The 14,596-nt window shown below is 69.5% G+C and carries 13 protein-coding genes; 8 read left to right on the top strand and 5 right to left on the bottom strand.

The features are described from left to right. Positions 1–6: 6 nt before the first annotated feature. Complete coding sequence (locus OV207_RS35205; protein WP_267559498.1) at positions 7–912, bottom strand: DUF2381 family protein; 906 nt, start codon at positions 910–912, stop codon at positions 7–9. A gap of 237 nt (positions 913–1,149) precedes the next feature. Here OV207_RS35205 and OV207_RS35200 point away from each other — a divergent pair, with 237 nt between their 5' ends. The 5 genes from OV207_RS35200 (at position 1,150) to OV207_RS35180 (ending at position 4,965) form a co-directional block, all read left to right on the top strand. Further along, entirely contained in the window at positions 1,150–1,680 is a 531-nt protein-coding gene (locus tag OV207_RS35200; RefSeq protein WP_267559497.1) for an RNA polymerase sigma factor, read from the top strand. 50 nt (positions 1,681–1,730) lie between these two features. Beyond that, positions 1,731–1,970 (top strand): hypothetical protein, encoded by a 240-nt coding sequence (locus tag OV207_RS35195; RefSeq protein WP_267559496.1) that lies wholly within the window; start codon positions 1,731–1,733, stop codon positions 1,968–1,970. Positions 1,971–2,405: 435 nt separating this feature from the next. Then, a complete protein-coding gene (locus tag OV207_RS35190; protein ID WP_267559495.1) occupies positions 2,406–3,698 on the top strand; it encodes an AHH domain-containing protein in 1,293 nt (430 codons plus the stop codon). A gap of 37 nt (positions 3,699–3,735) precedes the next feature. Continuing rightward, complete coding sequence (locus OV207_RS35185) at positions 3,736–4,332, top strand: imm11 family protein (protein WP_267559494.1); 597 nt, start codon at positions 3,736–3,738, stop codon at positions 4,330–4,332. A 39-nt stretch (positions 4,333–4,371) separates the two neighbouring features. Continuing rightward, entirely contained in the window at positions 4,372–4,965 is a 594-nt protein-coding gene (locus OV207_RS35180; RefSeq protein WP_267559493.1) for a GNAT family N-acetyltransferase, read from the top strand. Here OV207_RS35180 and OV207_RS35175 read toward each other — a convergent pair. Beyond that, on the bottom strand, positions 4,881–5,327 hold the full coding sequence (locus tag OV207_RS35175) for a response regulator (protein ID WP_193349975.1): 447 nt from the start codon (positions 5,325–5,327) through the stop codon (positions 4,881–4,883). The genes OV207_RS35180 and OV207_RS35175 overlap by 85 nt on opposite strands. A 296-nt stretch (positions 5,328–5,623) precedes the next feature. On the opposite strand from OV207_RS35175, the gene OV207_RS35170 reads away from it, so the two are divergent. Continuing rightward, positions 5,624–7,291 carry a R3H domain-containing nucleic acid-binding protein gene (locus OV207_RS35170; protein WP_267559491.1) on the top strand — a complete coding sequence of 556 codons (1,668 nt, stop codon included), beginning with the start codon at positions 5,624–5,626 and terminating at the stop codon, positions 7,289–7,291. Between the two features lie 412 nt (positions 7,292–7,703). Further along, positions 7,704–8,510 (top strand): hypothetical protein, encoded by an 807-nt coding sequence (locus tag OV207_RS35165; RefSeq protein WP_267559490.1) that lies wholly within the window; start codon positions 7,704–7,706, stop codon positions 8,508–8,510. Between the two features lie 10 nt (positions 8,511–8,520). Here the strand turns inward: OV207_RS35165 and OV207_RS35160 are convergent, their stop codons facing one another. Beyond that, the gene (locus OV207_RS35160) at positions 8,521–10,071 is read right to left on the bottom strand and encodes a RecQ family ATP-dependent DNA helicase (RefSeq protein ID WP_267559489.1); all 1,551 of its coding nucleotides are present in this window, start codon (positions 10,069–10,071) and stop codon (positions 8,521–8,523) included. A 161-nt stretch (positions 10,072–10,232) separates the two neighbouring features. Beyond that, positions 10,233–11,660 carry a GTPase HflX gene (gene hflX, locus OV207_RS35155; RefSeq protein ID WP_193349979.1) on the bottom strand — a complete coding sequence of 476 codons (1,428 nt, stop codon included), beginning with the start codon at positions 11,658–11,660 and terminating at the stop codon, positions 10,233–10,235. 176 nt (positions 11,661–11,836) lie between these two features. Between hflX and OV207_RS35150 the strand changes: the two genes are divergently transcribed. Next, positions 11,837–13,108: a DEAD/DEAH box helicase gene (locus tag OV207_RS35150; RefSeq protein WP_267559488.1), complete on the top strand. Its 1,272-nt coding sequence runs from the start codon at positions 11,837–11,839 to the stop codon at positions 13,106–13,108. A gap of 46 nt (positions 13,109–13,154) precedes the next feature. Here OV207_RS35150 and OV207_RS35145 read toward each other — a convergent pair whose 3' ends face one another. Continuing rightward, positions 13,155–14,474: a ferritin-like domain-containing protein gene (locus OV207_RS35145; protein ID WP_267559487.1), complete on the bottom strand. Its 1,320-nt coding sequence runs from the start codon at positions 14,472–14,474 to the stop codon at positions 13,155–13,157. Positions 14,475–14,596: the final 122 nt, after the last annotated feature.

Genomic DNA, 14,596 nt, shown 5'->3' with positions numbered 1-14,596 from the left:
TCGTTCCTACTTCGCGATCAAGGCTGGATCCAACTGAACGATGGCCTGCAAGCGTCCATCCTGCCGGTACAGCTCCAGGGACAAGGAGGTCAACGTCCCGCTGTCCAGGAACGCGCTTCCGTCCACGACAAGTCCAATCACTCCGGATGTTCCCGGTACGAGCACAGCCGCTGAAGACCGAACAGCGATGGCCCGGTCCCGCGCATCCGACGTGCCCACCAGCCGCACGGACTTCATGCTCCAGGAGTGCACGGGGTGATGATTCTTCACCTTGAATACAACGGCTGCCTTTCCGGTGCCTCGAAAGACGGTGGCATCCAGCGAGGCACCGTCGTCCTGGCCGGAAAAGTGCGCCGCGACCCCGAAAGGCGTCTGAGCTACGGCGCCCGCCGTCAGCAAGGCCGCCAGCGCATGATCCTCTGAAACCTCTTCCTTGTGCAGGCGCTCGTTCTCCGCACGGAGGGCCTTGTTCTCCTTCTCCGAATCCACCAGCGCCGAGGCCACGGCATCCTGGCTTCCACGGTCCTCGAAGACGTTGAGCTGCTGGTCCGCGCTCCCTCGTGCTTGCCGTCCCGGAGGCCTGAGGAGGAACGGGACCTCCCTGTCGTCCGCCAGGGTCACCAGCAGGGAGAATGCTTCGTCCGGATCCAGGTCGCGTCTGGGCTCCAGAACGACCGTCCGCCCCACGATGCCCACCGGCTCGAACCGTCCGTCGCCGCCCACCAACCGCGCGCGGACAGGCTTCACGCGCGCATCGAAGCGGAGGGCCGTCACCACCTGCCCCCTCACGTAGACCCGCTGGGGCGAGGCATCCGGATGCTCGGAGAGAAAGAGCGTCCGGATGGCGAGCTGCTCCCGCCCCTCCGCCATCGCAGCTCCTGCGAGGAGGGTGCCGAGCAGCACCGACTTCATGGGTAGTGGCATCCACATAAGACCTGGACCATAAACCAGGATCCGCTCCCCGCGACTACACCCTGCCCTGACGGGTCCCCCGCGCGCAGCGCGTGGCCGCGCGTGCCTTCCTCCGAGCGAAGGCGGTTCGCCAACCCCTCACGCCCCGTGATTCCGAAATGAAATGACACCCATCACGTTTCCTGTTCGTCACGGAATGGGGGTTTCACAATGTCCGAGGAGATTGACAGTTCAGACATGGAGTACGCCGTCTTCGCCGTCCGTCATCAGCCCACCCTGCTCGCCGTCGCTCGAAACCTTTGCGGTCGGAATGCCAGCGATTGCGAGGGCCTCGTCCACGACGTGCTGCTCCGGGCCCTGCTGAAGTGGGACATGCTCCAGTCGTGGTCGGAGCCTGAACGGCGCGCCTGGCTGGTGCGGGTGCTGCACACCGTCTTCATGGACCAGTGCCGCAGCCAGCAGCCCGCGGCCCCACCTCCCATCACCCTGGCCAACGCCCACGCGCTCCTCGCGGAACCCGACGCGCCAGCCCCAGGGCTATGGGAGCACATCACCGAAGCCGACCTGCGGGAGGCCATCGCCACGCTCCCCTACCCCCTTCGCCGGACCTTCGAGCTGCACTCCCAGGGGCTGCATCACGCGGAGATTGGCCGCCAGCTCGGAGCGCCGGAGGGCACGGTGGGCACCTGGCTCTTCCAGGCCCGCTTCCGCCTGCGGGAGCGGCTGCGAGGCATGGCGGAGCAGCCCCGGAAGCAGGCGAGCGCCTGACGTCCCAGCGCATGACGCCTCCGAAGACGGACGGCCTATGCTCCCGCGCCATGTCCAGTCCCTACAGCGTGAGGGCCGTCCAGTCCCGCTCGGAGCTTGAGCAGGTCCTGACCCTGCAACGCAGGAACCTCAAGCAGGTCCTGTCCCCGGAGGAGATGCACTCGCAGGGCTTCGTCACCGTGGCGCATGACCTGCCCACGCTGGAGGCCATGCATGCGCTGGCGCCCAGCATCATCGCCCCGCATGGCTCCGAGGTCGTCGCCTATGCCCCGCGGAGCCTGTCAACGTGAATGAGACAGTGAAACGGAGAGATTGGTGCGCAGCCCCCAGTTCCGTGGCTCTCCCGCGCTTGGTGTGGACTCTTTGCAAGAAGGTCTTTGGAGAATGAGGAGCTGGATGATGCTCCCCGCTGGGGGCGCATGACGCGAACCTATCCGACAGTCGGACAGGTTCTGGCGAGCAGCCGCTGACGGGGCGCCCTCATGGACCCGGTTTCTAGAGTGTCCCCTCCAAGTCCAAGCTCCACACAAAGCGCGGGGGACCACGGAGCCGGGGCAAACTCAGAACCGGGCTACTCCGACAAGAGACCCGCCCCGTTCAAAGCGTCGCTTCATTCACGCAGGCGCCAGCCGGTGAATGGTTACGGAAATCCTTGAAGGTGGAGAGCCCGATAGTCAGGATGCCGCGCCTCCTGATTCCCAGGGGGAGCCGGCTTTGGGGTTTCAGTGCGTCTGGTCGGAGTTGTCGCGTTGTTACTGTTGGCAGGAGGGTGTGCGACCGCTCGCGTCGTCCATATCGATGCTGGAGACGGCAGGCAGGCAATCCACAAGCCCGTGGATGTTGACCCGGTCCAGGTGAGCGAGGACGAGTTCAAGTCGGCCCTCACGGGACTCATCCTGGACATGCGCATGGACGTTACCTTTCGCGAGGCGGATGCGGCGGACCCACGAGGCCAGGTCCGGTCCAGGACGCTGCTTGCATCATCGAAGGGCATCGCGAATTCGGAGGCGGATGGAACCCCCGAGTCGTTTTACGCGCGCATCTGCCCCGAACCCGATGACTGCCTGAGCCTGGTAGGCGGGCCGGGGCTGACGTTCTCGCGGAAGGACCGGACGCTCATGGCGCTGTCCTTCGCGCTCGATACCGTGTGGGGGAGTGTCGAGGCGGAGGTCGGGAAGCTGCTGAACCCGGTTGCTCTGAAAGCCATGGTGACGTCGGCGGCGCTGACCGTGCTTCTCACGATGGCCATTCCCGAGCCGGTCACCAAGGTCCTCGCGGTGGCCCTGACGGCAGCGCTGGTGGCGTACCTGGGTGTCGTACCGGTCTGGGAGATGGGTCGCGGCTTCGTGAGGCTGTGGGACGACGCGCAGAGGGCCACGAGCGTCATCGCGTTGCAGGACATCGGGCACCGGTTCGGGCGGGTGTTGGGGACGAACGGCACGCGCGTCCTGGTGCTCCTCATAACGGCGGCATTGGGCGGAAAAAGAGCGATGGCGGCCCAGGGGCCCAAGCTGCCGGGCTTCTCGCAGGCTGCACTTCGAGGACAGGCCGAAGCGGGCTTCCAACTCGGAGAGGCGCTGAACGGCGGAGTGACGTCCATCGCGCTGCCCGCCGCGGGGGTGCTGAACGTCACGCTCGCTCCGGGTGCGGTTGCGGCTCTCGCGATGTACTCGCAGGGGCAGGTTCCAGGCGATGAGGAGGGCCCGGTGCACCACATCTGCACGAGCAAGAACCTGGTTTCGGCCGCGACAGGCGGTCCCTGGACGCCGCTGTGCGAGAGGATCTTCAAGAAGGCAGGGATGACCCTTGAAGACATTGCAAACAAGGTGCGGCTCAATGGACACGAGGGTCCACATCCTGGCCCGTACCACGACAAAGTAGTCGGCAGACTGCAAGATGCTGTCAGTCGATGCAGAACAACAGAGACCTGTCGGGCACGCTTGATGGGTGAGCTTGCAAAAATCGCCAACGAGCTTCTTACGCCGGGCTCCGAGCTGCGCAGCCTTATCGTGAAGTAGGAGGCATGGGGTGGAACGTCAATTTTATTGGGTAGGCATGGCTGACGTGCCTCAATGGCTCATTTCGACACCAACGTTGGCGTCCGGTGATTCGCTTGACGAACCTTGGATGTTCTCGGATGGACGCCTGCTTGAGGATCCAGGCCATATGAAGGCCCAGGTTTCACATCCTGGCGAGAAGCGAACGTTTGTATTCTCCGTGATAGAGAAAGCTCCCGTCGTCAGCGAAGAGGTCGCGAACGTCTTCAGAACCCTTGCCTCTAATGATGTCCAACTGTTTCCGGTATCGGTAGAGGGAGAGTCCGAGCGGTACTTCGTCGTCAATGCAAACAAAGTGATTGATTGCATTGATGATGCGAGGTGCCGGGAAGTCCATCACTACGCTGAAGAGGACCCCTTTCTCGAAGATGCAGGCGAGTACCGTTGGATCTATGGCCTGCGCATTGCCCCCTCGAAGACCGAAGGGGCGCACGTCTTGAGGCCGAAGAAGTTCAAGACGGCGTTCATTGTCTCGGAGGAGGTCAAGAACGCACTCGAAGGGGTCGGGAACCTGGGCGTGTCGTTCGAGCGTGTGACGGCACCCGATGGAGGGAATGATGAGCAGCGAGCCTGTTCTCCCCTTCGAGATAGCTGACGCTCGCCTCCGAAGACGGACGGCCTATGCTCCCGCGCCATGTCCAGTCCCTACCGCGTGAGGGCCGTCCAGTCCCGCTCGGAGCTTGAGCAGGTCCTGACCCTGCAACGCAGGAACCTCAAGCAGGTCCTGTCCCCGGAGGAGATGCACTCGCAGGGCTTCGTCACCGTGGCGCATGACCTGCCCACGCTGGAGGCCATGCATGCGCTGGCGCCCAGCATCATCGCCCTGCAGGGCTCCCAGGTCGTCGCCTATGCCCTGGTCATGCCGCGCGAGTGCAGAGCGCTCGTCCCCGTCCTGGAGCCGATGTTCGCGCTCATCGACGGGCTCGACTTCCAGGGGCGCCCCCTGAAGGAACAGCGCTTCTACGTGATGGGGCAGATCTGCATCGACAAGGCCCACCGGGGGATGGGCCTGTTCGACGCGCTCTACCAACAACACCACGAACAGCTCCGGGACCGGTTCGACTGCGTCATCACCGAGGTCTCCGTGCACAACACCCGCTCACTGCGCGCGCATGAGCGGGTCGGCTTCCAGACCGTCCACACCTACCCGGACGTCACCGACACCTGGGCGGTGGTGCTCTGGGACTGGACCGCGCCCACGGGACGGGTCGCCATCCACTTGCGGTGAAGGCCCGACAGCTTCAGGGCCAGCTCCGGGCCGCTGACGCTCTTGGGGATGTAGCCGTCCGCGCCCGCCGTCCGCATCAGCTCGCGCAGCTTCGACTCGTCCATGGACGAGTACAGGATGAACAGCGTGTCCGGCCCCGCGAACTGGCGCACCACGCCCAGGATGCGGTCGCCGCTCAACGCCGGGATGTTCACGTCCAACAACACGATGTCCGGCTGGTGAACCCGGATGAGGTTCGCCACGCCCAGCGCCGCGCGCGTCGTCGTGACCTCGAAGCCGTAGCGGGTGATGGAGCGCTCCACCAGCTCGAGCACGAGCGGGTCGTCATCCACCACAAGAGCCTTCAGCTTGCCGTCCGCCATGCTCATCTCCTGCCTTCCAACGCACTGCCGAGGGGGGGAATGCCCGGAACCACGGTTCATCCAGGCACCATGTGATTATACATGATAACTGTACTGTCCACAATTACCCGAGACTCGGGGTTTGCAGGGACCTACACCTGGAGTGACGGAGCTTCTCACGGCGGTCTGACAGTCCAGGGGGTGAGAGGTCATCCCGCACCGGTCAACTTGGAGGGTCGCTCCGTAGCCCGGGACACGCTCCGGAGACGTGGAAGGGGGCGGGTGACGCTGGAGATGGCTAAGACACCCTCCTGCCCATGGACCGCACCGACCCCGACACCGCCGTGCCCCCCACCCTTCCGGACGACTTCGCCCTGCTGGTCGCGGTCCTTCCTCCGCCGCTCCAGGAGGCGGTGCGACGGCTGCCGGAGGCGGAGCTGCTGGAGGTGGTGATGGACCTGGGGCGTCCGCCCGAGGCGCGGCTGGTGAGCCGGGTGGTGCGCCTGGCCGACGCGCCCGTGGAGCAGGACGCGTTGCAGGCGGTGCTCTCGCGGGTGGGGGAGCCGGGCGGGGACAACCGCGCTGGCATCGAGCGGACGCTGCACCGCGTGTCGGCCATCCGCAACCGCCAGGGCCGCGTGGTGGGGCTCACCCTGCGCGTGGGGCGCGCCATCGTGGGCACCATCGACATGCTCCGCGACCTGGTGGACTCGGGGAAGAACCTGCTGCTGCTGGGGCGGCCCGGGGTGGGCAAGACGACGAAGCTTCGCGAGGTGGCGCGCGTGCTCGCGGACGCGCTGGGCAAGCGGGTGATGGTGGTGGACACCTCCAACGAGATTGGCGGTGACGGGGACATCCCGCATCCGGGCATCGGTGGCGCGCGGCGCATGCAGGTGAGCCGGCCGGACCGCCAGCACGACGTGATGATCGAAGCGGTGGAGAACCACATGCCGGAGGCCATCGTCGTGGATGAGATTGGCACCTCGGCGGAGGCCGCCGCGGCGCGCACCATCGCCGAGCGCGGCGTGCAACTGGTGGCGACCGCGCACGGCAACACGCTGGAGAACCTGGTGCTGAACCCCACGCTCTCCGACCTCGTGGGCGGCGTGCACACCGTCACGCTGAGCGACGAGGAGGCGCGGCGCCGGCACACCCAGAAGACGGTGACCGAGCGCAAGGGGACGCCCACCTTCGACATCGTGGTGGAGATGGTGAACCGCGAGGAGGTGCGCGTGCACCGCGACACGGCCAGCGCGGTGGACCGGCTGTTCGCGGGAACGGAAGTCGGTGGCGAGCGCCGCCGGCAGCAGGGCGACACGGTGCTGGTGGACGCGGCGCCGGAGGTCGTGGAGGCCACGCCGCCGGGCGGGCACGTGCCCCCGGGCACGCCGGCCCTGGGCGCGCCCCGGGCCGGCCCCCTGCGCATCGCGGTGCACGCGGTGAGCCGTGAGCTGCTGGAGCGCGTGCTGCGCGACCTGCCCGTGGAGGCCGTCGTGGTGGGCCGTCCGGAGAACGCCGAGCTGGTGCTCACCCCGCGCAGCCGCGCGAACTCCCCCCGCCTGCGCCGGGCCGCTGAACGCGGGGGCGCGCGCGTGCTGATCATCAAGCGCAACAGCGCCACGGAGATGCGCCGGGTGCTGCGCTCCGAGCTCAACCTCCTGGACGGCGTGGACCCAGAGGAGGTCCGCGCCGCCGTCGCGGACGCGCAGGAAGGCATCCGGCGCGTGCTCGCCGAAGGGCAGCCCGTCCCGCTGGCGCCCCGTCCGTCCCGCCTGCGACGGGTGCAGCAAACGCTGGTCATCCGGAACCACCTGGAGGCGGTGAGCCTGGGCAGCGAGCCCCGGCGACACCTGGTCATCTACCCGGCGGGCGCGGGCGTGGCGGAGACCTCCGAGCCCGAGCCCATCGACGAGGAGCTCCCGGACGACGCCGAGGAGGCCGGGCCCGAGGCACCGCACGACGAGGAGGAGGGCTCCGAGCCCTGAAGCACGGAGCCACCGCGGGGCCTTGAGGCTGGGACCCCGCCTTCGTGCCGCGCATGGACGGGCCTCCGCCCGGATTGAAGCGATGCACGACGCGCGTGCCCTGGGGCAGCGTTTGCCCCACCGTCCCGCGCACTTGGGCAGGCGCTCGGCGGGACCGGGCCCGCGTGTGGCCGAAGCGTGGGGGGCGGGGTCTGCCCTCCGTGAGACCTCCCTCCTCTCGCACCCGATGACGCCTCCAGCCCTCCTCCCCTGGCGCACACGCCCTGACCGCCCCGCCCGTGGGTGCGCAGCGCGCTGCACACGCCCGGTGGGGTCATGGCTGCCCTTTCCCTTGGGATTCGCGGGGTTGGGTGAGGGCATGGGCATTGCTGAGAGGCAGCGGAGGAACGCCACCCTTCTTCCGGAGACCTTCATGCGCCGCGCCACCTGCCTTGCCCTCGCCGTCCTCGCCACCGCCTGTGGCGACAACTCGCTCACCCAGGGGGAGATCAACGACGCGACGGCGCGCGTGGAGCGGGTGGCGGCTTCCGCCCACGTGGTGCGCGGTGCGCTGGAGGTGCTGGGCCTGATGCCCGTGTATTCGTGCGGTGAGCCGCGGCGCTCGTTCCTGAATCGCGCCGTGGAAGGACTCTCCGCCACCGTGTCGTGCGCGACGGCCACCGTGTCCCCGGTGGACGACGTCACCGACGCGGTGGTGGTGAAGTTCGCGGACGGCGGCTGTTCCGTGCACGGCCTGCGCCTCACCGGGCAAGCCGTGCTGGAGTACCGGGGCGGCGAGGACCTGATGGAGATGCACGCGGACCTGCGCGACATGACCGTGGACGGTCAGCCCCTCCAGGCGAAGGTGGGCTACGGCACGTGCAGCGACGAGACGCGCCTGTTCGCGGACGTGGAGGGCAACGTGCCGGGCCGCGCGGGCCACTCCTTCCACGTCGTCAGCAACGTGGGCAAGCGCGAGGGCCTGCCCATCATCGGCGGCACGTCGCTGGTGTTCGACGGTCCGGGCGAGCTGACGGGCCCCTCGGGCACCGACCGCATCACCTTCACCGCGCTGGAGTACGAGGTGGGCAACTACCTCCCCAAGGAAGGCACCGCCCTGCTGGAGACGTCGGAGGGGCGCACCCTGAAGATCCACTTCCAGCCCGTGCTGTGGCGCGTGGGCAAGGCGGAGATCACCGTGGATGACAAGGACCCCGTCACGGTGCCCGTGCTGCGCTGAGCGTCGCGGCTCAGGCCGCTGGCGCCACGCCGTGGACGTCGATGAGCGGCGCGGGGGTCCGCCGCCTGCCAGGGGGCTGATGCTCGAAGCGGCCCTCCGCCCGCGCCTGGCAGTTGTCGCAGTGCGCGCAGTCGTCCTCGCGCGGCTCCTCGAAGTAGTCCCCCAGCGTCCGCCAGCGGCACGCAGTGGTGCTGCCGTAGCGCATCATCGCCTCCAGGCGCTCGCGGTCGCTCTGGTGGCGGGACTCGTAGGCCGTCAGGTACGCATCCAGCTCGTCGGGGTGCTCGAAGGCCCGGAGCTGCTTCACCCCCCGGGCGCCCCGCTCCACCACGCCCGCCGCCACCAGCTGCGCCACCAGCACCCGGGCGCGCTTGTCGCCCAGTCCGCTGCCCTCCGCGAGCTGCCTGAGCGCCACGCGTTTGCCTTCCGCGCACAGGCGGCTGACGGCCGCGTAGAGCTGCCGGCTCTCCTCCCGGCGCGGGTACTTGCCTCCCAGGAAGAAGCCCTGGATGCGCTTGTCCTCCAGCCGGTACAGCAGCGCCGCGCGCGCGGGCAGCCCGTCCCGGCCCGCGCGTCCCGCCTCCTGGTAGTAGCTCTCCAGTGAGTCGGGGAAGTGGTAGTGCACCACGAGCCGCAGGTCCTGCTTGTCGATGCCCAGCCCGAAGGCCTTCGTCGCCACCACCACCGGCGTGGTGCCCTCCATGAAGCGGCGCTGGTTCTCCTCACGCTCACTCGCCTTGAGCTTGCCGTGGTAGCGCTCCGCCTCCACGCCCTCCGCGCGCAGCCACCGCCACAGCTCGTCCGCGCGCCGCACGGTGGCCGTGTAGACGATGGCGCTGCCGCCACAGCCGCGCAGCAGCTCCAGCAGCTTCTGGCGCTTGAGCTCCGGGTTCACCGTGCGCAGGACCTCCAGCGTGAGGTTGTCGCGCTGGATGCCGGTGCTCACCACCACCGGGTCCTTCAAGCCCAGTTGGGCGCGGATGTCCTCGCGCACCTGACGCGTGGCGGTCGCCGTGAGCGCCAGCACGCGCGGGCGCCCCAGCGCGCGGATGGCATCCCCCAGCGCCAGGTACGCGGGCCGGAAGTCATGGCCCCACTGCGAGACGCAGTGGGCCTCGTCCACCACGAAGAGGCTCACGTTCGCGCGCTTGAGCAGCTCCAGCCGCTCCGGGTTCTCCAACTGCTCCGGCGTCACGTAGATGAACTCGTGCTCGCCCCGGCGGATCTCCCGTTGCAGGTCCTTGAGGGCGCTCGCGCTCAGCGTGGAGTCCAGCTTCGCGGCGTCCAGGGCGAAGCGCTCCGTGAGGTGCTCGCGCTGGTCGTGCATCAGCGCGATGAGCGGACTGACCACCACCGTGGCGCCCGGCACGAAGAGGGCCGGCAGTTGGAAGGTGAGGCTCTTGCCCGCGCCCGTGGGCAGCACGCCCAGCACGTCATGCCCGGCGATGACCGCCTCGATGATCTCCCGCTGCCCGGGGCGGAACTGCTCCACGCCGAAGCGCTCGCGCGCCTCCTGCTCAAGCTGGGACCAGGGGACGGCGACGGGGGTCGGAGGCGTCATGGCCCTGAAGCTAGGGACGACGGGCGCCGTCTCCCTGCTCCGCGCGGGGCGTCAGCGCCTGGCCGGCTGCTGGGGAGCGGACGGGGCGCACCTGACGGGGGCGCGGGGCTTGCGCGCGGGCCGCCCGGTCGCGGTGCGACACCGGAGCCCTGGGGCCAGGGTCACTCCTGGAAGGACTGGGTGAGCTTCGCGATGGCCCCCGGCAGGCCCCGCACGCGCAGCCGGCTGCCGGTCTCGTCGTAGGCCTGGGACACCACCGTGGTGTGCTCGTACACCTCGCTGATGCGCCCCTGGCGGGCGTAGGGAATCACCAGGTCCGCCTCCACCATGGAGGCCTCGAAGAAGGCGATGATGTGCTTGCGCAGCATCGTCACGTCGTCCGGCTGGTGCGCGGAGAGCATGATGGCGTCCGGGTGCTTCGCCAGCAGCGCTTCCTTCGCCGCCGCGTCCAGCCGGTCCGCCTTGTTGAGCAGCAGCTTGCTGGGCACCGCGTCCGCGCCAATGTCCCGGAGCACCGTGCGGGTGACCTCCAGTTGCGCCGCCCAGGTAGGGTCCGACGCGTCCACCACGTAGAGCAGCAGCGACGCCTCCAGCGCCTCGTCCAGCGTGGAGCGGAAGGACGCGACCAGGTCGTGCGGCAGCTTCTGGATGAAGCCCACCGTGTCGGAGACGAGGATGCGCGGACGGGTCTCCGGCTGCATCGCGCGCACCGTGGTGTCGAGCGTCGCGAAGAGCTGGTCGGCCACCAGCACCGTGCTGCCCGTCAGCGCGCGCATCAGCGACGACTTGCCCGCGTTCGTGTAGCCCACCAGCGCCACCCGGAGCTGGTCCCTGCGCGCGTAGCGGCGGTGGTCCTGGTCCTTCTGGATGGCCGCCAGGCCCTCGCGCAGCTCCGCCAGCCGGTCGCGAATCTTGCGGCGGTCCAGCTCCACCGCCGAGTCACCCGAGCCACGTCCCTGCTGCCGCTCGCGGCCTCCCGACGACTCCCGCAGGCGGGGGGCCAGGTAGTTGAGCCGGGCGATCTCCACCTGCATCCGCGCTTCGTGGCTCTTCGCGTGCCGGTGGAAGATGTCGACAATCACGCCCGCGCGGTCCAGCACCATCGCCCCGGTGGCCTTCTCCAGGTTGCGCAGCTGGCCCGGCGACAGCTCGTGGTCCACGACCACCACGGTGGGCCGGGGCTCCGCCTTGTCGTCCTCCTCCGAAGGCGGCGGCACGGCGTCCTCGGACTCCAGGTCGTCGGCGTCCTCGTCGCCGTCCGTGTCCGCGTCCGTGTCCTCGGGTTCGGTCTCGGCGGCGGCCTCCCACTTCTCGCGGGCCTTCGACGTCCGGTCCTGCGCCCCGGACGCAATCACGCCCGGGCCTCCGGTGAGGGCGGCCAGCTCCTTGAGCTTGCCCGTCCCGAGCACCGTGCCCGTGGCCAGCCGCTCCCGCTTCTGGGAGATGGTCGCCACCGAGTCGTACCCCAGCGTGTGCACCAGCCGGCGCAGCTCCGCGAAGTCCGCGGCGTGCTCTTCGTCCGAGACGCCCGGAAGCTGGACACCGACGAGGACGGCACGCGGACGTTCGGGGAGGGTGGAGATCGCCATGCGGATGCTCGTAACACGTCAGGCCGTCCCGTGACGGGGCGAGTCCACCCCGGACGGCACTCCCCGCGCCCGGGCGGCTCCTCGCCTGGGTGGTGGGGGGGCAGGAATGCCCGGGGGGATGGGGCCCGGCCGGGGTAGGCTCGCCGGCCCTCGCGCCACCCCAAGGCTTCCCTCCCATGACCTTCGCTTCGCTCGGCCTGTCGGATGCGCTCACCCGCGCGGTGGCCGAACTCGGATACGACGACCCCACGCCGGTGCAGCGCGAGACCATCCCCGTGGTGCTGCGCGGCGGCGACGTCTGGGTTTCGGCGAAGACGGGCTCGGGGAAGACCGCCGCGTTCCTGCTCCCCATCCTGGAGGCCCTGCGCGCGCGCCCGACGGGGTCCGTCCGGCCGGTGCGGGCCTTCATCCTGGTGCCCACGCGGGAGCTGGCCGCGCAGATCGTCGAGTCCGTGCAGCAGTACGGCCGCTATCTGAAGAAGCCGCTGAAGACCTGCCTCGCGGTGGGCGGCCTGTCCGCGAACCCGCAGATGCTGGCGCTCCGGGGCGGCGCGGACGTCGTCGTGGCCACGCCCGGCCGCGCGCTGGACCTGGTGGAGCAGAACGCGCTCCGGCTGGGTGGGGTGGAGACGCTGGTGCTCGACGAGGCCGACCGGCTGTTCTCCCTGGGCTTCGCGGACGAACTCAACCGGCTGCTCGCGCTGCTGCCCGCGCGCCGGCAGAACCTGCTGTTCTCCGCCACGTTCCCGCCCTCCGTGCACCTGTTCGCGGAGCGGCTGCTGCATGAGCCCACGCGCATCGACGCAGGCGACGGGGAGCTGCCCACGGCGGACCTCATCGTCCAGCGGGCCCTCCAGGTGGATGAACCCCGGCGCACGATGCTGCTGCGGCAGTTGCTGGAGACCCACGCGTGGTCCCACGTCCTCACGTTCGTGGCCAGCCGCTACGCGGCGGATCATGTCGCGCTGAAGCTGAACCGGGCCGGCATCGCCGCGTCGTCGCTGCACGGGGAGCTCAGCCAGGGGGCGCGCACCCAGGCGCTCGCGGACTTCAAGGCGAAGCGCGTGCGGGTGCTCGTCGCCACGGACGTCGCGGCTCGCGGCCTGGACATCGCGCAGCTGCCCGCGGTCGTGAACTACGACCTGCCCCGTTCGACCGTGGACTACGTGCACCGCATCGGTCGCACGGGGCGCGCGGGCGACAAGGGCGTGGCCATCAGCTTCGTCACCGCGGACAGCGAAGCCCACTTCCGCCTCATCGAGAAGCGCCACGGGCTGGACATCCCGCGCGAGCAGCTCCCGGGGTTCGAGCCGACGGAGACGGTGAGCCCCTCCGCGCCGCCGTTGGATCCGAACGGCGGAGTGAAGGGCCGGCGCAAGAGCAAGAAGGACAAGCTGCGCGAAGCCGCCGCCGCTGCCGCCGCGCGGCCCCCGAAGCGCAAGCCGTAGCGCATTGGCATCACGGCGCCAGCGACTCCGGCCCCACGCTCGTCACTCAGGCCCACAGCTCCTGCTCCAGCGTGTCCAGCAGGACCAGGGCGACCTCGGGCGTGGGCAGTCCCGCCTCGGTGATGAGCCTCGCGTCGAGCGGCACCGCGACCTCCGCGCGCAGCAGGGCCACCGCGTTCCGTTGGGCCTCACGCAGCGCATCCCGCTCCTGGGCGGAGAGGCGCGGACCGGCCCACCGGTCGATGTCCCAGGACAGCTCCGCGTGCCGCGTCTCATCCCGGGCGATGCGGACCATGGCCTCACGCACGTCCGCGGCGCGCGCGTGCAGTGCCTGATGATGGGCCACCAGCGCGCCGTACGTCTCCCGCACGCAGCCCTCCACCGCGTTGTCCAGGGCCACCTCCGCGAGCGGACGCGGCGGCAACGGGGTCACCGCGGGCGGCGGGGGCGTGGCGCCGAAGCGACGCGCGAGCCGCCCCGTCACGTCCGCGTGCAGCACCTCATCCACGGCGCTCGCGAGCGCGGCGGCCTGGAGGTCCGGACCCGCACGGTGCAGGGCCAGCTCCTCCCGCAGCCGCAGGAAGGCCTGGATGGACGCTGCCTCCAGGTGCGCGGCCTCCGCGAAGTAGCGTCCCAGCACCTCCGTGCCGTCGCAGGCCCCCGCGACCTGGAGCCCCACGGGCCTCCGTCCAATCGCACAGCTCCCACTGCCCTTCTCCAGGACGTGCTGCCCCAGTTCGCGAAGCTCGCCGGAGGCGGACACCTCCAGCTCGTGCTGGACGAGCTGGCTGCCCTCGCCACAGACGAATCCCCGGGTCGCGATGACGTTGAAGGTGCCCCACGGGTTCTGCTTCACCGCGCCCCGGTCCAGTTGCTCGCAGTTCACCTGGTAGCCTGCGGCGAAGGCCACCAGCGTGGCCTCCTGCGCGGTGTCGATGGTGCCCAGCAGCCCCTTGAGGGCCTCCAGCGTCGAATAGGTCTTCACCTCGTCGCCCCGCGTCGTCGCCAGGAAGTAGTCCTCGCAGAGCTGGAAGCAGTTGTGATGGAAGCCCTGGCCCGGTTGGGCCGCGCCCAGCGCCTCCTGGCACGCCGGAACGTCCGAGGCCGTCGCGCACGCCTCTCCGAAGGTGGACGTGTATCCATCGCCGGGCTGCGAGGAGTAGGGCTGGGCGCGGCCCAGTTGGAGATAGTCCGGCTCCGGGGAGATGCTCAGGTCGCTGACCGAGGGGACATGGCCGTCACAGGCGATGGGCTCATAGCCCTCCAGGCTCACGGCATTGGTGCCACAGCCCGCCAGCACCAGCGGTGTGGCGAGCGAAGCCCGGAGGGCCCGCGAGAAGAGGTGTCGCAGTCGGTGTGCTTGCATGGGACGACTCCCGCAGGCTTCGGGTGCCCCGGACGCAGGAGCAATGCGGATGCCACCCCCGCGGCCCGGGGCGCTGCCGTTGGAAAGCGCGCGTCGCACGCGTGGAAATCCGAGGAGGGATC

The sequence above is a fragment of the Corallococcus sp. BB11-1 genome (assembly GCF_026626625.1).
Classification (GTDB): Bacteria; Myxococcota; Myxococcia; order Myxococcales; family Myxococcaceae; genus Corallococcus; species Corallococcus soli.
The sequence above is the reverse complement of the archived record's forward strand: the minus strand, read 5'-3'. Positions and strand labels throughout refer to the sequence as shown.